Source organism: Brevibacillus sp. GCM10020057, assembly GCF_042683565.1.
Classification (GTDB): Bacteria; Bacillota; Bacilli; order Brevibacillales; family Brevibacillaceae; genus Brevibacillus.
Genome location: NZ_JBHUJW010000023.1, coordinates 163,674 through 181,021, shown reverse-complemented (window position 1 = coordinate 181,021; position 17,348 = coordinate 163,674). Strand labels below are relative to the sequence as shown.

21 protein-coding genes, 1 pseudogene and 1 other annotated feature are annotated in these 17,348 nt (G+C 55.5%); of the genes and pseudogenes, 19 read left to right on the top strand and 3 right to left on the bottom strand.

Annotated features, from left to right (window positions below):
* Positions 1–208: 208 nt before the first annotated feature.
* The 12 genes from ACFSO0_RS07820 to ACFSO0_RS07765 all read left to right on the top strand — a co-directional run bounded on the left by ACFSO0_RS07820 (position 209) and on the right by ACFSO0_RS07765 (position 9,731).
* Positions 209–409 (top strand): cold-shock protein, encoded by a 201-nt coding sequence (locus ACFSO0_RS07820; RefSeq protein WP_376878632.1) that lies wholly within the window; start codon positions 209–211, stop codon positions 407–409.
* A 227-nt stretch (positions 410–636) separates the two neighbouring features.
* A complete protein-coding gene (locus ACFSO0_RS07815; protein WP_376878630.1) occupies positions 637–1,422 on the top strand; it encodes a peptidoglycan DD-metalloendopeptidase family protein in 786 nt (261 codons plus the stop codon).
* A gap of 64 nt (positions 1,423–1,486) precedes the next feature.
* Complete coding sequence (locus ACFSO0_RS07810; protein WP_376878905.1) at positions 1,487–2,248, top strand: M50 family metallopeptidase; 762 nt, start codon at positions 1,487–1,489, stop codon at positions 2,246–2,248.
* A 189-nt stretch (positions 2,249–2,437) separates the two neighbouring features.
* Positions 2,438–3,928: an Rne/Rng family ribonuclease gene (locus tag ACFSO0_RS07805; RefSeq protein ID WP_376878628.1), complete on the top strand. Its 1,491-nt coding sequence runs from the start codon at positions 2,438–2,440 to the stop codon at positions 3,926–3,928.
* A gap of 52 nt (positions 3,929–3,980) precedes the next feature.
* Positions 3,981–4,060: a sequence feature (ribosomal protein L21 leader region), on the top strand.
* A 10-nt stretch (positions 4,061–4,070) separates the two neighbouring features.
* Positions 4,071–4,382: a 50S ribosomal protein L21 gene (rplU, locus tag ACFSO0_RS07800; protein WP_376878626.1), complete on the top strand. Its 312-nt coding sequence runs from the start codon at positions 4,071–4,073 to the stop codon at positions 4,380–4,382.
* A gap of 14 nt (positions 4,383–4,396) precedes the next feature.
* Positions 4,397–4,750 carry a ribosomal-processing cysteine protease Prp gene (locus tag ACFSO0_RS07795; protein ID WP_376878624.1) on the top strand — a complete coding sequence of 118 codons (354 nt, stop codon included), beginning with the start codon at positions 4,397–4,399 and terminating at the stop codon, positions 4,748–4,750.
* A gap of 1 nt (position 4,751) precedes the next feature.
* Positions 4,752–5,051 carry a 50S ribosomal protein L27 gene (gene rpmA, locus ACFSO0_RS07790; protein WP_376878622.1) on the top strand — a complete coding sequence of 100 codons (300 nt, stop codon included), beginning with the start codon at positions 4,752–4,754 and terminating at the stop codon, positions 5,049–5,051.
* A gap of 178 nt (positions 5,052–5,229) precedes the next feature.
* Positions 5,230–5,811: a Spo0B C-terminal domain-containing protein gene (locus ACFSO0_RS07785; protein WP_376878620.1), complete on the top strand. Its 582-nt coding sequence runs from the start codon at positions 5,230–5,232 to the stop codon at positions 5,809–5,811.
* A 17-nt stretch (positions 5,812–5,828) separates the two neighbouring features.
* Positions 5,829–7,106 (top strand): GTPase ObgE, encoded by a 1,278-nt coding sequence (gene obgE / locus ACFSO0_RS07780; RefSeq protein ID WP_376878618.1) that lies wholly within the window; start codon positions 5,829–5,831, stop codon positions 7,104–7,106.
* A gap of 12 nt (positions 7,107–7,118) precedes the next feature.
* Complete coding sequence (locus tag ACFSO0_RS07775) at positions 7,119–7,784, top strand: PilZ domain-containing protein (protein ID WP_376878616.1); 666 nt, start codon at positions 7,119–7,121, stop codon at positions 7,782–7,784.
* Between the two features lie 290 nt (positions 7,785–8,074).
* Positions 8,075–8,515, top strand: a complete 441-nt coding sequence (locus ACFSO0_RS07770) for a helical membrane plugin domain-containing protein (RefSeq protein ID WP_376878614.1) — start codon at positions 8,075–8,077, stop codon at positions 8,513–8,515.
* A 37-nt stretch (positions 8,516–8,552) separates the two neighbouring features.
* Complete coding sequence (locus tag ACFSO0_RS07765; RefSeq protein ID WP_376878612.1) at positions 8,553–9,731, top strand: NAD(P)/FAD-dependent oxidoreductase; 1,179 nt, start codon at positions 8,553–8,555, stop codon at positions 9,729–9,731.
* Between the two features lie 79 nt (positions 9,732–9,810).
* On the opposite strand, the gene ACFSO0_RS07760 is transcribed toward ACFSO0_RS07765, so the two are convergent.
* Positions 9,811–9,963, bottom strand: a complete 153-nt coding sequence (locus tag ACFSO0_RS07760) for a hypothetical protein (protein WP_376878610.1) — start codon at positions 9,961–9,963, stop codon at positions 9,811–9,813.
* Between the two features lie 187 nt (positions 9,964–10,150).
* Between ACFSO0_RS07760 and ACFSO0_RS07755 the strand changes: the two genes are divergently transcribed.
* From ACFSO0_RS07755 to safA, 6 genes and pseudogenes are all read left to right on the top strand, one after another.
* Positions 10,151–10,594 carry an ACT domain-containing protein gene (locus ACFSO0_RS07755; RefSeq protein ID WP_376878608.1) on the top strand — a complete coding sequence of 148 codons (444 nt, stop codon included), beginning with the start codon at positions 10,151–10,153 and terminating at the stop codon, positions 10,592–10,594.
* A 22-nt stretch (positions 10,595–10,616) separates the two neighbouring features.
* Positions 10,617–11,921, top strand: coding sequence for a homoserine dehydrogenase (locus tag ACFSO0_RS07750; RefSeq protein ID WP_376878606.1), 1,305 nt, complete (start codon positions 10,617–10,619; stop codon positions 11,919–11,921).
* The gene (gene thrC / locus ACFSO0_RS07745; protein ID WP_376878604.1) at positions 11,918–13,000 is read left to right on the top strand and encodes a threonine synthase; all 1,083 of its coding nucleotides are present in this window, start codon (positions 11,918–11,920) and stop codon (positions 12,998–13,000) included. Before ACFSO0_RS07750 ends, thrC begins: the two co-directional genes overlap by 4 nt.
* Positions 12,997–13,926, top strand: coding sequence for a homoserine kinase (gene thrB, locus ACFSO0_RS07740; protein WP_376878602.1), 930 nt, complete (start codon positions 12,997–12,999; stop codon positions 13,924–13,926). Before thrC ends, thrB begins: the two co-directional genes overlap by 4 nt.
* Before the next feature lie 24 nt (positions 13,927–13,950).
* The gene (gene pheA, locus ACFSO0_RS07735) at positions 13,951–14,814 is read left to right on the top strand and encodes a prephenate dehydratase (protein ID WP_376878600.1); all 864 of its coding nucleotides are present in this window, start codon (positions 13,951–13,953) and stop codon (positions 14,812–14,814) included.
* 122 nt (positions 14,815–14,936) lie between these two features.
* A pseudogene (safA, locus tag ACFSO0_RS07730) lies at positions 14,937–15,071 on the top strand (SafA/ExsA family spore coat assembly protein); the annotation flags it as partial.
* A 47-nt stretch (positions 15,072–15,118) separates the two neighbouring features.
* Here safA and ACFSO0_RS07725 read toward each other — a convergent pair.
* On the bottom strand, positions 15,119–15,523 hold the full coding sequence (locus tag ACFSO0_RS07725; protein WP_376878915.1) for a hypothetical protein: 405 nt from the start codon (positions 15,521–15,523) through the stop codon (positions 15,119–15,121).
* Between the two features lie 39 nt (positions 15,524–15,562).
* On the bottom strand, positions 15,563–16,177 hold the full coding sequence (locus tag ACFSO0_RS07720) for a hypothetical protein (RefSeq protein WP_376878913.1): 615 nt from the start codon (positions 16,175–16,177) through the stop codon (positions 15,563–15,565).
* 105 nt (positions 16,178–16,282) lie between these two features.
* Here ACFSO0_RS07720 and ACFSO0_RS07715 point away from each other — a divergent pair, with 105 nt between their 5' ends.
* The gene (locus ACFSO0_RS07715; RefSeq protein ID WP_376878598.1) at positions 16,283–17,311 is read left to right on the top strand and encodes a phosphotransferase; all 1,029 of its coding nucleotides are present in this window, start codon (positions 16,283–16,285) and stop codon (positions 17,309–17,311) included.
* The last annotated feature ends 37 nt before the right edge of the window (positions 17,312–17,348 follow it).

Here is a 17,348-nt window from a genome sequence, read left to right as displayed (position 1 = left end):
GATAAAATCATCCTAAGTTAACCATTTTTACAAGTAATAGTGTTTGATGGATTGGTGATGGAGTCGTACCGGTTGAGTGTGACGAGCCATTTGTCAAATTCGATAGTGTACGACTTTTTTCCTTGACGCAAAAAGCATTTCTGTAAAAAACGGTTGACGCAACACTTTGGCGCCTCGTGGGGCGGAATGTTCAGGGAGGTTTTGTTTCATGCAACAAGGTATCGTAAAATGGTTCAATGCAGAAAAAGGCTACGGTTTCATCCAAGTTGAGGGTGGCGACGACGTATTCGTACACTACAGTGCGATCCAAGCAGAAGGTTTCAAATCTCTGGACGAAGGTCAAAAGGTTGAATTTGAAATCGTTCAAGGTAGCCGTGGTCCTCAAGCTGCTAGCGTAGTAAAACTGTAAACTTCGGCCAATTCAAGGCAGTCTCTCGATCGGGAGGCTGTCTTTTTTGCTGTTCAAAAGGGTGTATGGCAAGAAGCTGGCCATATCTGTGTTTCACCTTGCCGCCCAGCAGCGGATGGTGCGAGCCGATTCCTCTCTCCTCCGTCGGTGGGACCAGCTGCGACGTCATAATGCAGGTAGACAAGTCATAGGATGGTACAAAGGCTTGGCCTGCGGAGGGGATAAGGATGTTTCGTGAAGTGGATCGGGTAAAGGAAAGAAGACGGGAGAGATTGGAACGGATACGCTTGCAATCGCGCGACAGCTTTTCACCTTTTGTGGATGACTGGAAGGACCCTGTAGAGCCTGCCCAAGAGCCATTCGCCTTTTCGCCGCTGAGGGATGAAGATCCGGGAAAACGCCGCGATTCGCACGAGACGTGGGGACTGCAGATTCTCCTGTCCGTGGGGTTGGTCGGCATGGCATACTTGCTGTTTCAGACCTCGTTCATTCCTGCTGCGTGGAAAAACGCAGCGAGCGAGGTCATGACACGGGATTTCAACTTCGCGGGAGTCGCCGACTGGTACGAGGCGCGGTTCGGCTCGCTGCCGACACTGCTGCCGTCCCTACATGGCCCGAGCTCCGTGCCTGCCGCCGGGACGACAACGAAAGAAGGAACAGTATGGAAGCTGCCGGCCAGCTGGAAGGTAGTCAAGTCGTTTGAGCCGCAGAGCGCAAAGGTCGTGCTTAACACAGGGACAAAGGACGTGGTGACGATAGGAGAGACTGGCTGGGTCACATACGTTGGCGAACAGCCTGGTTACGGCACGACCGTGATTGTCAAGCTGACAAAAGGCCGTGAAGTGTGGTTCGGCAATCTGGAGCAAGTCATGGTGGCAAAAGACGAGGTGCTGCAGGCAGGGCAGGAGATCGGGGTAGCCCGTGCGGTGAGCAGTACGGCCCGCCATCTCTACCTGGGGGTCAAGTCAGAGGATCAGTTCGTCAACCCCTTGGATGTGATCCCGTTTGAGTAACATCTGGTTTGGCATCCGCATCCGGATACATCTGCTTTTCTGGGCGGTGATTGGCCTGTCTGTCATGACAGGCCATTTTTTGGAGGTACTGACCCTGTTCGTGATCGTGCTCATTCACGAGTTGGGACATGTGGCGATGGCGCGCGAGCTGGGCTGGAGGGTGACAGAGGTGCAACTCTTGCCGTTTGGCGGGGTAGCGACCATAGAGGACGCCTATGCGACCGATCCGCTGGATGAAATCGTCGTGGCGCTGGCGGGGCCGTTTTTGAACCTCGTCATGATGGCCTTTTCGTATTTGCTTTGGTACAGCGGGGTGTGGACGGAGGAGTGGGCGAGGTTTTTTCTGGTCAGCAATGTAACGATCGCCTTGTTCAACCTGCTGCCGATCTGGCCGCTCGACGGCGGGCGCATTGTCCAGGCGGTGCTCTGCTGGTTTATGCCGTACCGCCAGGCGGCGATTGTCTCCATGAGCGTCAGCACGCTGCTGGCGGCGATCATGGCAGGAGTGTCCGGACAGGAGCTGAAAGTGAACGTGCTGGTGATCGGACTTTATTTGCTGGCGGTGAATATCCAGACGTTTTTGCGTTTTCCGTACCAGTTCTTGCGTTTTTTGATGGAAAAATATGTGCGACAGCCCGAAGAATACACCGTCCACGCTGTCAGCGTCCATCCGGCAGAGACAGTTCTCGAGGTCGCACACAAGCTGCGCCGCGGCTGCTCTCATCTGTTTTACGTCCAGGGCGCAGGACTGCTTGCGGAGGAACAGCTCTTGCACGCCCTGCTGTTTGAACAGAAGCACGATGAAGCCGTTGGGCAGCTCGTATAAGACGCCGGCAACGGTCAACAAGTCAATAATCAGCGGTCGGCACTTCCACGCCATAAGCCAGGAGCAACCTCGCATGGCAGCTTCATGCGCTTCCCTTTCCTTTTCCGGGTGCCTGTGATAGATTACTCCTGTGAGTCCGGAATGTCCTGTTCCGGGTATAGTTCGTACGGGAGACGGGAGCGTGAGGGCGTGAGACAGGTAGCGATCAGCGGGAGCGGAGGAAGGTTGCGGGCAGCGTGGCTGGAGGACGGCCGTCTTTGCGAATATCGGGTGGAAAATGAAGGAACGGATGTGCTTGCGGGAGATATATATGGCGGAAAGGTGGCGGATGTTCTGCCCGGCATCCAGTCAGCCTTTGTCGATATCGGCAGCGGGCAAAATACGTACCTGTACGTCGACGACGCCCTGCCCAGAAACGGCACTGCGTCGGGGAAGCCAACCATCAGCGAGCGGGTGCAGGTCGGTGAAAAGGTCATCGTACAAGTAAGCAAGGAAGCGACAGAGTTGAAAGCAGCAAAAGTGACTACGCGCGTCAGTCTGCAGGGCCGGTACCTGGTCTACCTCCCGCAGGAAGCAGGGGTGTCCCTCTCGCGCAAGATCGCGGACGCCGCTGTCAGACAGCGGCTGATGGAGACGCTTGCAGCGTGGCTTGCCCCGGGAGAGGGCGTGATTGTCCGGACGGAAGCGGCGGATGCCGCAGAGAGCAGCCTCTCCGCTGAACTCGCGTATTTGCGGAATCGGTGGAAGGGCATTCAGGGGCAGGCAGAGAAGCTGTCAGGCCCAGGCTTTGTCAGCCGGGACTTGTCGCTGCTCGAAGCCGTCATCCGCGACTCGGCGGCGCAAGGGGTAGAGGAAGTGCTGGTGGAGCATGGCCCCACCTTTCAGGCCGTGAAGGAGATTGTGCAAGTTTTCGCAGGAGAATTTGCGGACAAGCTGCGCTGGTATCAGGGGAAGGAGCCGCTGCTGGACCATCTGGGCGTCGAGCCACAGCTGCAGAAGGCCTTAAAGCGCCACGTTCCGTTGAAGTGCGGGGGCCATCTGGTCATTGACCGCACGGAGGCGATGACAGTCATCGACGTCAATACCGGAGCGTTCACAGGCAAAGGCGGTCAGCAAAGAGAGCAGGCGATTACGGCGACCAATCTGGAAGCAGCAGTGGAGATCGCCCGGCAGCTCAGGCTGCGCGACATCGGCGGCATTATCATCATCGACTTTATCGATATGAAAGAGGCGGCAAACAAAGAGCGGGTGCTGGCAGCTCTCAAGCGGGAGCTCGCCCGCGATCCGGTGCCGACCACGGTGCTGGGCATGACGGCGCTCGGTCTCGTCGAGATGACGCGCAAACGGGCAAGGGCCAGCCTGGCGGAGCGGCTGACGGAAGCGTGTGAGGCATGCGATGGCCGCGGCAGAGTCTTGGCAGTGGAGGAAATGAAGCAGCGGCTCTGGCAGGAAGTCGCGGCTCTGGCAAAAGGCCAGGAGGCGGAAGCGGTGCTGCTGGAGTTGCCCCAGCGGCTTTATCGCGTCATGAGCGAGCTGGACGGAGAACGGCTCAAAGAGTGGCCGGCGAAGCTGTTTTTGCTGAACGCTCCCCAAGGAAAAGCGGAGGAGTACCGGATTTTATACGCCGGACGTGAGGAAGAAGCGGCACGCCTGTACGGAAATCAATCGCAAATGACTTGACTGGGCGTTTGCTGCTGTGATAACCTAATGTTTGTCATGCAGATATGCCTCGTGCATACTGTAACCGCTCGAATCAGGTACAGAAGTCGTCGCCTCTGCGGCGCACCTGTCAAGGCGAGTCTGAGTATAGGAGGTGCACACAGTGTACGCAATTATCGAAACCGGTGGAAAGCAATACAAAGTTGAAGAGGGTACTGTTCTCTTCATCGAGAAACTGGCTGGCAACGAAGGCGAGGCTGTTACTTTTGACAAAGTTCTGTTGGTAAATAAGGACGGCAAAGTAACTGCAGGCGCTCCGACTGTTGCTGGTGCTACGGTAACTGGTAAAGTAGAAAAACACGGTAAACAAGCAAAAATTATCGTGTACAAATACAAAGCCAAGAAAAACTACCGTCGCAAACAAGGTCATCGTCAACCGTTCACCAAAGTTGTGATTGAAAAAATCAACGCTTAATTTTGGCGAATGCGATGATTACCGTAAAAGTGCAAAGAAATGAGCAAAATGAGATTGAAGCCATCACTGTTTCGGGACATGCCAATGCGGGCAAGTACGGCTCAGACATCGTCTGTTCCGCCGTTTCCGCTGTCAGCATGGGAGCGATCAATGCGGCTGATCTTTTGCTCAATAGTAACCCGGATGTTCAGTTGGCAGAGAAGGACGGCGGCTTCCTGAAGTGGGAGCTGCATCCCGCAGACGACCCGCTGGTAAGCGAGAAGCAGCAGCTTTTGGCGGAGGGCATGGTTGTCTCTTTGCTGATGATCGCTGAATCATACGGCAAATACGTTACGGTTCATGATACAAAATGGCAAGGAGGTGTCTGACATGAACTTTCGTTTTCCTGTAGACCTGCAGTTCTTCGCATCGAAGAAAGGGGTAGGTTCCACAAAGAACGGTCGCGATTCCATTTCCAAACGCCTGGGAGTGAAACGTGGTGACGGTCAATTCGTTACAGCTGGTAACATCCTCGTTCGCCAACGCGGTACGAAGATTTATCCGGGTGCTAACGTAATGAAGGGCGGAGACGACACTCTGTTTGCAACCGCAGACGGCATTGTTCGTTTCAAACGTCTGGGCCGCGATCGCAAACAGGTTGTGATCGAACCAGTAGCTTCTGAAGCGTAAGTGAAAAGGAAGTGTTGAAAACCCAGCCATCCAGCTGGGTTTTCTTTTTTTCGCGGCATGCCAATACGGTCGTGTCGATAAAAATGAGGGCAGAGGGAGCGCAAGTTTTCTCCTATCAAGCGGAATCTTTTATGGTACAATATACTGAAAAGAAATCTTGTCGACTTGGGTGAATGTGATGAAGCACGAGCGGAGGCTGTTTACGCAACAGACAGACCAGCTGCTTGCCGTACTGAACCGGCAGCGGCATGACTGGTTGAACCACGTTCAGGTTCTGCTCGGATATTTGCATTTGAACCGTACTGAACAGGGTGAGGCGCACCTTAGGCGCATCGCGGAAATGGCGATGCAGGAAGCCATGGTCGCCCGTCTCAACAGTTCCCTGTTGTCTGTCTTCTTCCTGACATTCAATGCGCTGAACAAGGAAATGTTTTTGGAGGTGGAGGTCTGCAACCAGGTGGATCTCACGCAGCTTTCGCTGAATGAACAGGAGCTGTTTCAGCTATTGTCAGAGATATTATGCACAGCGAACGATCACGTAGACCAGAGCAGCGACGGGTCTGCCAGCATGCAGCTCTCGCTGGCGGCGGATGCGTGCGGCGTACATTTTCGTTTTGACCTGGCCGGGAAGCTATGTGCATCCGGATTGGAAGAACTGGAAAAACTGATACGTAAAAGCGAGCAGAGTACGGTGGAGGTCACCGAGTGGATACATACGGATGAAGAATGGATTTTGAACTTGCGGATTCCATTCGCGTAAATGAAAGAGGTGACACCATGTTTGTCGATCAGGTAAAGGTTTATGTAAAAGGCGGAGACGGTGGGAATGGAGCCGTCTCCTTTCGTCGGGAGAAATACGTCCCGTTAGGCGGGCCGGCCGGTGGCGACGGCGGCCGCGGCGGGGATGTCATTTTCATCGTCGACGAAGGATTGCGGACACTGGTAGATTTCCGCTATCAAAAGCATTTCAAGGCTCCGCGCGGCGAGCACGGACGCAACAAAGGGCAGCACGGAGCGGGGGCAGAAGACCTGTATGTGCGTGTGCCTCCGGGGACGACCGTTATTGACGACGACACGAAGGAAGTCATTGCGGACCTGATCGAGCACGGACAGCAAGCCGTGATCGCCAAGGGCGGACGGGGCGGCAGAGGAAACATGCGCTTTGCCAATCCTTCCAATCCGGCCCCGCACATCTCCGAAAACGGGGAGCCGGGCCAGGAGCGCTATATTGTGATGGAGCTGAAGCTGATTGCAGATGTCGGTCTGGTCGGCTACCCGAGCGTAGGCAAGTCGACGCTGTTGTCCAGCGTGACGGCGGCGAGGCCGAAAATCGCGGCGTATCACTTCACGACGATCACGCCAAATTTGGGCGTGGTAGAGGTGGGCGAAAACAGCTTTGTCATGGCTGACCTTCCGGGGCTGATTGAAGGGGCGCATGAGGGTGTCGGGCTGGGCCACCAGTTTTTGCGCCACGTCGAACGGACGCGCGTGATCGTGCACGTGATCGACATGGCGGGCGTGGACGGCCGCGACCCGTATGAAGACTACCTGCAGATCAACCGCGAGCTTGTCCTGTACAACATGAAGCTGGAAAGCCGTCCGCAGATCGTCGTCGCCAACAAGATGGACGTTCCTGAGGCGCAGGAAAATCTGAAGCGCTTCAAGGAAAAAGTCCCGGACGTGACGGTGTACGAAATTTCCGCCGCGACCAGACAGGGCGTACAGGAGTTGATGTATGCCATCAGCGACCTGCTCGCTACGCTGCCGGACAAGCCGGCTGTAGAAGAAGTGGCTGAAGCAGAAGAGAGGGTCGTGTTCAAGGCGGAGAAAGAGCCGGAACCATTCGAGGTTTCCCGCGACAACGAAGTATACGTCGTCAGCGGCGAGAAGATCGAAAAGCTGGTGCGGATGACCAATCTGAACAGCTACGACGCAGCACAGCGCTTTGCCAAAATCATGCGCAGCATGGGCGTGGACGATGCGCTTCGCAGGCATGGTGCCCGCGACGGAGACACCGTCCGCATCGGCGGGCTCGAGTTTGAATTCGTGGAGTAAGGGAGGCAGACTATGACGGATGTTCCATCTCTTTCCCCTTTTCTGTCAGACAAGCAGCTCCAGCGCGGTGCCGTTTTGCAGATGATGATTTCCAAGCATGTAAAGACACCCCTGCAAGTCATGGTGGAACACGTCAAGGGCGGCTATCTCATTGTCTCGACGGAGCTGAAGTATGAAGCCAGGTCAGATTTGGTCGGATCGACCGTACGGATGCGGTGGGAGACGGACGCTGCGATCAACACCATCGACCTGGAAGTGGTGCAGGAACAGACGATGTGGCCAGTCAAGCTGCTGGCCCTGATCCCGATCGCAGTGGGCGTGGAGAGCGTGATCGGCAAAGGAAAAAACGGCCTCATCGAGTTGGACTCACAAGTGAAGGTTCCGTACAAGTTGATGGGAGCAAGGCCGATCGAAGAAAGCGGCGTTGCCACGCTGCTCAAATTCTCTCCGTACAGGCTGGTGGTAAGCACCAACGGTTATGTGTCCAAGGGAGACTTCCTCCATCTGTCCTTTACTTTGCCGCAGTCGCGCACAGAGATTGTCGGCATGGCCAAAGTGGTCGAAAAGTTGTTTCAGGACAACGAGACCGTCATTGAACTGATTTTTACAGATATTCACGAGAAGCATCATCAGATCATCAAAGATTATTATCATAAACTGTCCGCCGCTTCTTCCTGAAGAAGCGGTTTTTTTTCTTTGATGTTCGTCTCCAGAAAGTATATAGTATAGGCATAGAGTTCTAAATCGTGCCTGTTTCATTGCAGCAAGCCTTCAGAGCGACAATCCTGCTGTATCAACTTGTGAAAGTTTGCACGTTGATATTTCCATCCGTTTGCATACTGCACTTTGTGAAAAATATAACAAAAAGGTAAGACTATCGGATACAGGGTGAAAACTGGCCGTCACTCAGATGAGCAGGCAACGAGAAAATCAGGCCTCTATCCCAAAGCAAAGGAGGACGTTTTCCTATGTCACAAACAACTATGCAACAAGCTGAAGTAGCAAGCACAGCGGCATTGGCGCCGGAACAAACGGACGTACTCGATCAGTTGATGAAACCGGAAATCCAGGAGTCGCTCAACGTACTGGTGGCAAACCTGCCCAAGCTGGCAGAAATGACCACGATCCTGACCAAGGCGTATGACCTGGTGCAGACCGTTGCGAACGACAAGGTCCTGATCCAGGATCTGAAAGGCGGCATGGAGGAGTTCGTAAAACCGATCCAGGACAAAGCCAAAGGCATCGCGCAAGCTGCAATCGAAGCAAGCGACCGTTCGCATGTGGAGACATCGACCATCGGCTTGTTCGGCATCCTCAAAATGCTGAAAGATCCGCAAGTGCAAAAAACGTTGCGTTTCACGCAAGCATTCCTGGAAGTATTGGCAGAGCGCGAACAACAAAAACGCTAATCACCTGACGAACGAAGAAAAGGACGGAGGACCAAGCATGGCGAAGCATATTTTGATCTTGGGCGGCGGTTATGGCGGACTCTTGAGCGCTTTGACTGCACGCAAATACATGACGGCTGAAGAAGCGACGATCACGGTTGTAAACCGTTTCCCCACTCACCAAATCATCACCGAGCTGCACCGCCTGGCAGTAGGCAATCTGTCTGAGCAAAACGTGGCGCTGCCGCTGGAACGTCTGCTGCGCGGCAAAAACATCGACCTCGTGATCGACACCGTCGAAAAAATCGGGCTGGATTCGCAGCGTGTCACCTTGGCGAGCGGCGAGTCCATCAAGTACGATGCATTGGTCATTGCACTGGGCAGCGAGACCGCGTTCTTCGGAATCCCTGGCTTGCAAGAGTACAGCTTCACGCTGAAATCCGTCGAGGAAGCAAACCGTCTGCGCGAGCATATCGAAGGCCGCATCGCAGCGTACAAGCAAAGCAAGGACAAGGCAGACGCAACCTTTGTTGTCGGCGGTGGCGGTTTGACCGGCATCGAGTTGGTCGGCGAATTTGCGGACATGCTGCCAGAGCTGTGCCGCAAGCATGGCGTAGACTTTGCAGATGTGTCCATGTACTGCGTGGAAGCAGGTCCTTCCATTCTGGCTGGTTTTGCGCCTGACCTTGTCGAGCGTGCAAAAACAAGCCTGGAAAAACGCGGTGTTACTTTCCTGACAGGGGTACCTGTAACGGAAATGAAAGAAACAACCGTGTTCCTGAAAGACGGCAGCACGATCGAAACCAGAACCATGGTCTGGACTGGCGGCGTTCAAGGCAACCACGTCGTTGCGGAATCCGGCATTGAAGTGAACCGCGGACGCGCTACCGTGACCGAGTACCTGCAGTCCACTTCGCATCCGGAAGTGTTCCTGGCAGGGGACAGCGCTGTCGTGATGGGGCCAGAAGGTCGTCCGTACCCGCCGACTGCCCAACTCGCATGGCAAATGGGCGAAGTAGTGGGCTACAACCTGTTCGCACACTTCAACGGTTCCAAAATGGAGACCTTCGTACCTGTCTTCTCCGGTACGCTGGGCAGCCTGGGCCGCAAAGACGCGATCGGTACCATCGGCGAAAGCCAAATCAAGCTGAAAGGTCTGCCTGCATCCCTGATGAAAGAAGCAAGTAACATCCGTTACCTGTCCCACATCAACGGTCTCTCTTCTTTGGCTTACTAATCAGCAGCATAAGAAAATCCTGCTTGCATGGCAAAACCCGGGAATCATCCATCCCGGGTTTTTTGTGTTCATCCGCCGCCTAGCGGTTTCCGCTCGGGTCCTCTACGATGTTCGGGGATTGCGCCATCTTCTTGCCCTTGGTTTCGGCGCCAAACTGATCCAGATCGCTCGGTTTCCCCGGCGGATGGTTGTTGCGGCGCTCCGATTTATCCGACTTTCCGCGTCCTGCCATCGCTGCTTCACCTCCTGTGGCGTAAATCGTTTCTATTCTTTGCGGAAGTAGCCCATGTCATGTAAACAAGAGTGAACTGAATATGACCCCACGAAAAAAGTTGGCAACAAGCATTGTCATACTCCTGGATAAGGGGTATAATGTCCTCTATGAAGAAACAACTGTTTTTCTCAGGAGGACACTACGGATGAAACGGGAAGAAAAGTTTTATTTGATTCGATCCGACATCCTGCCAGAATCGATCGTCAAGACGATTGAAGCGAAAAAAATGCTGGAGTCCGGCGAAGTGGATACGGTAAATGAAGCAGTCGAGCGGGTCGGTTTGAGCCGAAGCGCGTTCTACAAGTACAAGGACGGCATTTTCCCGTTCAACTCCATGATGAGCGAGACGATCATGACCATTACCTTATCACTCGAGCACAAGTCCGGCTATCTTTCCAAGGTGCTTTCCTACATGGCAGATCAGGGCGGCAACGTACTGACCATCAATCAAACGATTCCGCTGCAAGGCGTCGCTTCCGTATCCATGTCAGTCGAGATGGCGCATATGAAAGTGTCGAGCACGGAATTTTTGGATGGCTTGCAACAAATCCCCGGCGTGCGTAAAGCAATGATCGTGGGAAGAGGATAGAAAGAGGGTAGGAGGAAATTACATGGAGAAGCAAACCATCAAACTGGGCTTACTGGGGTTCGGGACAGTCGGCACAGGCGTGGTCCGAATTATCCAGGCCCATCAGGAAGACTTGCAGAAACAGACAGGCCTTGGCATCGAGATCACGAAAATTCTCGTTCAGGATGCAGAAAAATCTCGCAACATTTCGTCTATGGAGGGCAAGCTGACGACGGATGCGGCAGAGATTCTGGGTGATCCCGAGATCGAAGTCATCGTGGAAGTGATCGGGGGCATCCATCCGGCGAAGGAGTTCATCATGGAAGCGCTGGATCGCGGCAAACACATCGTAACGGCAAATAAAGATTTGATGGCGTTGCACGGTGCGGAAATATTGAAAAAGGCCCAGGATAAAGGCTGTGACGTTTTCTACGAAGCGAGCGTTGCGGGGGGCATTCCGATCTTGCGTGCGCTGGTCGAAGGCTTCGCCTCGGACCGCATCACGAAAATGATGGGGATCGTCAACGGAACGACCAACTATATTTTGAGCAAAATGAGTCAGGAAGGCGCACAGTACGCCGATGTGCTGAAAGAAGCGCAGGCGCTCGGGTATGCGGAAGCCAATCCGACCTCCGACGTGGAAGGCTTCGATGCTGCGCGGAAGATGGCGATTCTGGCGACTTTGGGCTTTCGCGTCCCGATGAAGCTGGAAGACGTGGATGTCAAAGGGATCAGCTCCGTCAGCAAGGAAGATATCGCCTACGGCAAACAGCTCGGCTACGAGGTCAAGCTGCTGGGTATTGCCCGCCGGGACGGGGAAGCGATCGAAGTCAGCGTGCAGCCGACGATGATCCCGAAATCCCATCCGCTGGCATCGGTCAACGGCGTGTTCAATGCGGTGTACGTGCACGGGGAAGCGGTAGGCGAGACGATGTTCTACGGTCCGGGCGCCGGCGAACTGCCGACGGCAACCGCCGTTGTCTCTGACCTCGTGACTGTCGTCAAAAACCGCAAGCTCGGTGTCAACGGCCGCGGCATGGTCGCGCCATACAAGGAGAAAGTGCTCAAGGACGACGAACAGAAGTTGTCCAAATACTTCCTGCGCATCGTCGTGGCCGACCGGCGCGGCGTGCTCGCACAAATCACGCAGCTGCTCGCCGACAAGAACATTTCGCTGGAGCAGGTGATCCAGCAGCCGTACAACAACGACGGCGAGGCCGAACTCATCATGATTACCCACCTGTCTTCCAAGCGGGATATGGACGGGGTGCTGGCCGATATGGAGCAAATGGACATCGTCACCAAAGTGAAAAGTTGTTACCGAGTTGAAGGGGGAGAACAAAAATGAGCAATGATCGACAATCGGGCATTATCGCGCGCTACCGGGAATTTCTTCCGGTAACGGACAAAACGCCGCTCGTCAGCCTGCATGAAGGGAACACGCCGCTGATTCACGCGCCCAACCTTTCCAGGCAGCTGGGCGTCGAGCTGTACGTGAAATACGAAGGGCTGAATCCAACGGGATCGTTCAAGGATCGCGGCATGGTGATGGCGGTTGCGAAAGCCGTAGAGGAAGGCAGCACCACGATCATGTGCGCGTCGACCGGAAATACGTCTGCAGCCGCTGCTGCGTATGCCGCCCGTTGCGGCCTGCGCTGCATCGTGCTGATCCCGAGCGGAAACATCGCGCTTGGAAAGCTCGCCCAGGCCATCGCATACGGCGCGGAAGTCATCGCGATCGACGGCAACTTTGACGAAGCGCTGAGTATTGTCCGGGAAATCACGGCGAACGAGCCGATCACCCTCGTCAACTCGGTCAACCCGTACCGCATCGAAGGGCAGAAGTCTGCCGCCTTTGAAGTATGCGATGCGCTGGGAGACGCACCAGACATTCTCGCCATTCCTGTAGGAAATGCGGGCAACATCACCGCCTATTGGAAAGGCTTCAAGGAGTACAAGGCAGCAGGCAGATCGAACAGCCTGCCGCGCATGTTCGGGTTTCAGGCATCAGGAGCGGCGCCGCTTGTGCACGGGCAGCCTGTGCCGAACCCGGAAACCGTCGCGACGGCGATTCGCATCGGCAACCCGGCTAGCAAGGAAGGCGCGTTGAACGCCATCAGCGAGTCAAACGGCCTGGTGGACAGCGTGACGGACGAAGAAATTCTCCGTGCGTACCAATTGCTGGCCAAGAGCGAGGGCGTGTTCTGCGAACCTGCTTCGGCAGCGTCTCTGGCAGGCATCATGAAATTGAAGGAGGCAGGCAAACTGCCACAGGGAGCAAAGGTTGCCTGCGTGCTGACCGGAAACGGTCTGAAGGACCCGAATATCGCCCTCAAACTGGTAGGGGAGGAGCCGCGTTCAGTTCCTGCCACTCGCGAAGCCGTCATGGCGCTGGTCAGCCAACAAGGGAGCGAGGTTCGGTCATGAAAGGAAAGCTCGTGAGGGTCACCATTCCGGCCAGCACAGCTAATCTGGGTCCAGGGTTTGATGCCCTGGGCCTGGCTTTTCAACTGTACTCGGTCGTAGAAATGGAGCGAAGTGACCGGACAACGATTGAACTGTTGGGAAAAGAACTGGCAGGGACCCCTGCTGACAAGAGCAATCTGCTCTATCAGGTGGCTTCGCAGCTGTTTGAAAAGGCGGGCTTGCCTGCACCCGAGCTGGCGATCCGCGCTTCCAGCGACGCTCCGCTTACCCGCGGCCTCGGCAGCAGCGCCGCAGCGATCGTCGGGGCCTTGGTCGCCGCGAACGAGCTGGCCGGCGAGCCGTTTACCCGCGACGAGCTGTTTGCGATGGCGACAAGGCTGGAAGGGCACCCCGACAACGTGGGTGCCTCGATGTTCGGGGGGATTGTCGTGGCAACGATGCCGGACGAGGAGGATGCGCAAATTCCTTACATTCGCTTCGCGCCGCCGACAGGATTGCAGGCGCTTGTCGTCATTCCCGAGTTTTCACTGTCCACGGAAAAGGCGCGTAACGTCTTGCCGCAGGTGTACAGTAAGCAGGATGTTGTATATAATGTTGGTCATAGCAGTCTGCTGGTGGCCGCGCTTGCACAAGGCAGGCTTGACCTGTTGGGACAAGCGATGGGAGATCGGCTGCATCAGCCGTATCGCGCAGCGCTTGTCCCTGGCCTGAAAGATATTTTGGACGGAGCAACAGCCAACGGAGCATGGGGCGCAGCGTTGAGCGGTGCAGGCCCAACGATCTTGTGCTTCTTCTCCACAGAGCAGCAGCGGGAGAGCCTGCAAACATTTGTCGACAGGGTGATGAACGGACATGGCATCTCGTACCGCGTGATGAACTTGCTGCCGGACGAACATGGCGTACAGGTCGAAATCCATCAGACGTAGAGTAAAGTGGATAGGAGAAACGCCATGCCAAAGAAACTTGCTTTTCTCGGGCCGCGTGGGACGTTTTCCGAAGAAGCAGCCCGATCCTTGCCGATCGGGTTGCCGATTGATTACGTGCCGTACCCGAGCATTATTGAAGTGCTGAATGCAGTTGCCAAAGAGGAAGTGGATTACGGGATCGTTCCCATCGAAAATTCCATCGAGGGTACCGTCAATTCCACGCTGGACTGGCTGATTCACGAAGTCGATTTGCCGATCTTGGCGGAATTGGCTTTGCCGATTACCCAAAACCTGCTGATGGCCAGGCGCGAACAGCAAGTCCCCTTGTCTGCGATCACGCGGGTCATGTCGCATCCGCAGGCCATTGCCCAGAGCTTTCATTTCATTCGGGAGCATATGCCGCAAGCCGTAGTGGAAAATGTGAACAGCACGGCGCTGGCAGCCCAGACGGTGAGCGAGCACCCCGAAGAGCTGTGGGCAGCGATCGGAACGCGCCTGAATGCGGACATCTATCCGTTGGAGGTCGTACGGCCGCATATTCAGGATTTTTCCAACAACTACACCCGGTTTGTCCTGGTCGGTCAACAGTCGCTGGATTTGCCGGAGTCCAACCGGGAGAAAACGACGATCCTGGTGACGCTGCCGGAAGATTTCCCAGGCGCGCTCTATCAGGTATTGGCCGCTTTTGCGTGGCGCAAGCTCAACTTGTCCCGCATCGAATCCCGCCCTACCAAGAAAGGGTTAGGCAGCTATTTTTTTGTCATCGACATCGAACAAAAAATGGATGACGTCCTGCTTCCCGGGGCTTTTGCCGAGATCGAAGCGATCGGCTGCCAAGTGCGCCAACTGGGGACGTATCCGTTTTACAGACAGGAAGTCAACTCCTAGAGCTGGCTTCTTTTTTTATCCTGCTGCTCTCCTTCTTACTCCCGGGAAAAAGGCTCGTCCAGGAGCAAAACGCCCATGGGTGCATACCATGGTAGGGAGTTTTACGCGAGGGAGGAGAAATTTTGAGAATCCACGTAGTCCAAAAAGGCGACACCATGTGGAAGATCGCCAAGAGATACGGCGTCGATTACAAGGAATTGCTGCGCTTGAACAGTCAGATCAAGACTCCCGATACGATCTACCCTGGGGCGAGAATTAAGATTCCGTCCAGAGGCGTACCGGTTCGTCCCCAGCCAAGACGATCTCAGTCGCCATCAAGCGAATCGCCCCATGTTAAAGAAAGACCGATAACGGAAGAAGAGCTGGAACAGGAAGTGCCGCAGGAAATCGAGCGCAGGCCGATAGAGCCTGAAGAAGAGGAAATGCAGATTGAGTCAGAGTCGCAGGCTCCCACACCGAGTCCCACACCGAAGCCTACGGAAGCGCCTGTGAAAGAGAAGGCGGAAGCGGCTCCGACACCGAGCGTCATGCCGGAAATGCTGACCCCGGCGTTGCCGCAGCCGCCAAGGCCGATTGCACCGCTGCCGACCCAGCCCGCGCTTCCGAATGTGCAGCAGCCGCCGATGATGCCGCGCCCGGTTCCGCCGACACAGGTAAGTCCGTACCTGTATCCACCGAACGTGCCGCCGACGCAATTAAGTCCGTACATGCATCCCAACGTACCGCCGACGCAGGTGAGCCCGTATATTTACCAGCCGCCGGTTGCGCCTACGCAGAGTCCGTTTCCACCAGCGGCTCCGTACAACCAATATTGCCCGCCGTGCCCGCCGACGTACCCTCCGATCCAGGCACAGCCGACACGGCAGCCACAGGTGATCCCGGAGACGACAACCAAGCCACGAGTGAGTCCGGAGGCGACAACCAAGCCGCAGGTAAGTCCAGAGACAACTACCAAGCCGCAGGTTCGCCCGCAAGCGACAGTCCGGCCGCGTCCGCCGATGCCGTTTCCGATACCGCCGTGCCCGCCGTTCCCGGTTCCGTGGATGAGGCCGATTTTCCCGCCACCGCCGATGATGCCGATGCCGTTCCCAGGGCAAGTATCGCCACAGATGATCAGGCCGATGCCGCCGTTCGGGCCGTATATGCCGCTGCCGCCGATGGTTCCGTTTTGCCCGCCAATGCCGCCTGGAGCTATGCCGCTGCCGTTTCCGCCACAGCCCAGGCGACGTCCGCGAGTCCGGGCTGAAGTCGTAGAAGAATCGTCTTGCTCGTCTTCCTCTTGTGAATGTTCCCCGGAAAGCAGACAGCGAAAAGCCAGTCGCGGCTCCAAGAGAGGCCGCGGGTCAGTGAACCCGAACAACATGATGTTCCCACCGTCTTCGCGGTTCACTTCCTTGCCCGATGCGGGGCTGTGGCCGCATTGGGGCGATGGGCACGAACAATCCTCGTCATACTGAACGGTTTCGCTATGAACAAAGGGCTCATAGCATCTCTTGAAAAAGCATTTCGCTGTCAAATTCACTCGGTAAAACCGAAACGAAATGTGAATTTGCTCAAGACCGACCGGGGTCATTGGATCATCAAGGGCTATAAGCAACTGGACAAAGCAATGTGGGTCACGCAGCTTTCGGATGCTTTGCGGGAAAGAGGCTTTCTGCACACGGTCAAATACGTGTCCGATGCAGGGGGAGCAAAAGTTATTCCCTATGAAGACCGCTATTACACGATTATGAAAATGATCGATGGACGGGAAGCAGACAATGCTTCTCTATACGATGTGAAGAAAAGCGCAGAGACGCTTGCCCGTTTCCACGTGGCGGCGCAAGGGTTTCCTGTCGCGCACACGTATGCGTATGAAGGGAAGGCGGCGCTTCTGGACAAATGGGAGAGCAGGCTGGAGCAGTTTGAACGAATCACGTGGGAAATCGAACAAAACGGTCCACAAACGAAGCTGGAGCAAATCATTCTGCAGATGAGCCCCTCGATCATACAGGATGGCCAGCAATTGCTGCATTCTGCTTACAGGCTGCCGCTGACGCCGGAAATGTTTGCGGCGGTGGAGAGAGGGACGCTGGCTCACCGGGATGTCGCGAGCCATAACTTTTTGCTGACGCCGAGAGGCAGCTGCTACCTGATCGATCTGGACACCGTCGGTCATGACGTGCAGTTGGTCGATCTTGTGCAGCTGATGTCGAGGATGCTCCTCCTCCAGGAATACCGGATTGGCTCGTTCGTCGAAGCGATAGAAGCGTACAGCAAGATCAACTATTTAAGCGACACGCAAATCTGGATGGTTCACCAGCTGCTGCGCTACCCGGACAACTTTTTGCGGGAAGTCACCGGCCTGTACAGCAATCGGCCCGGATACCATATGCGCGGCGTGCTGCAGCTCGTGCAGATGGAAGGAAGGCTCTTCCACGAACGGCAGGCTTTCCTGCAGGCGGGGGAACAAATTTTTCAACGCTCGCCATGGGGGCAGTACCATTTTGTAGGTTGAAAAGAGGTCCCCCGACAGGCGCGTATCCCGGCGCACA

Excerpts from the sequence above, each read along its gene's own strand:
- ACFSO0_RS07820 (WP_376878632.1), top strand. The coding sequence starts at position 209 with ATGCAACAAGGTATCGTAAAATGGTTCAATGCAGAAAAAGGCTACGGT.
- ACFSO0_RS07815 (WP_376878630.1), top strand. The coding sequence starts at position 637 with ATGTTTCGTGAAGTGGATCGGGTAAAGGAAAGAAGACGGGAGAGATTG.
- ACFSO0_RS07810 (WP_376878905.1), top strand. The coding sequence starts at position 1,487 with ATGACAGGCCATTTTTTGGAGGTACTGACCCTGTTCGTGATCGTGCTC.
- ACFSO0_RS07795 (WP_376878624.1), top strand. The coding sequence starts at position 4,397 with ATGATTACCGTAAAAGTGCAAAGAAATGAGCAAAATGAGATTGAAGCC.
- rpmA (WP_376878622.1), top strand. The coding sequence starts at position 4,752 with ATGAACTTTCGTTTTCCTGTAGACCTGCAGTTCTTCGCATCGAAGAAA.
- ACFSO0_RS07785 (WP_376878620.1), top strand. The coding sequence starts at position 5,230 with ATGAAGCACGAGCGGAGGCTGTTTACGCAACAGACAGACCAGCTGCTT.
- obgE (WP_376878618.1), top strand. The coding sequence starts at position 5,829 with ATGTTTGTCGATCAGGTAAAGGTTTATGTAAAAGGCGGAGACGGTGGG.
- ACFSO0_RS07775 (WP_376878616.1), top strand. The coding sequence starts at position 7,119 with ATGACGGATGTTCCATCTCTTTCCCCTTTTCTGTCAGACAAGCAGCTC.
- ACFSO0_RS07770 (WP_376878614.1), top strand. The coding sequence starts at position 8,075 with ATGTCACAAACAACTATGCAACAAGCTGAAGTAGCAAGCACAGCGGCA.
- ACFSO0_RS07765 (WP_376878612.1), top strand. The coding sequence starts at position 8,553 with ATGGCGAAGCATATTTTGATCTTGGGCGGCGGTTATGGCGGACTCTTG.
- ACFSO0_RS07760 (WP_376878610.1), bottom strand. The coding sequence starts at position 9,963 with ATGGCAGGACGCGGAAAGTCGGATAAATCGGAGCGCCGCAACAACCAT.
- ACFSO0_RS07755 (WP_376878608.1), top strand. The coding sequence starts at position 10,151 with ATGAAACGGGAAGAAAAGTTTTATTTGATTCGATCCGACATCCTGCCA.
- ACFSO0_RS07750 (WP_376878606.1), top strand. The coding sequence starts at position 10,617 with ATGGAGAAGCAAACCATCAAACTGGGCTTACTGGGGTTCGGGACAGTC.
- thrC (WP_376878604.1), top strand. The coding sequence starts at position 11,918 with ATGAGCAATGATCGACAATCGGGCATTATCGCGCGCTACCGGGAATTT.
- thrB (WP_376878602.1), top strand. The coding sequence starts at position 12,997 with ATGAAAGGAAAGCTCGTGAGGGTCACCATTCCGGCCAGCACAGCTAAT.
- pheA (WP_376878600.1), top strand. The coding sequence starts at position 13,951 with ATGCCAAAGAAACTTGCTTTTCTCGGGCCGCGTGGGACGTTTTCCGAA.
- ACFSO0_RS07725 (WP_376878915.1), bottom strand. The coding sequence starts at position 15,523 with ATGTACGGACTTAATTGCGTCGGCGGCACGTTCGGTGGATACAGGTAC.
- ACFSO0_RS07720 (WP_376878913.1), bottom strand. The coding sequence starts at position 16,177 with ATGTTGTTCGGGTTCACTGACCCGCGGCCTCTCTTGGAGCCGCGACTG.
- ACFSO0_RS07715 (WP_376878598.1), top strand. The coding sequence starts at position 16,283 with ATGAACAAAGGGCTCATAGCATCTCTTGAAAAAGCATTTCGCTGTCAA.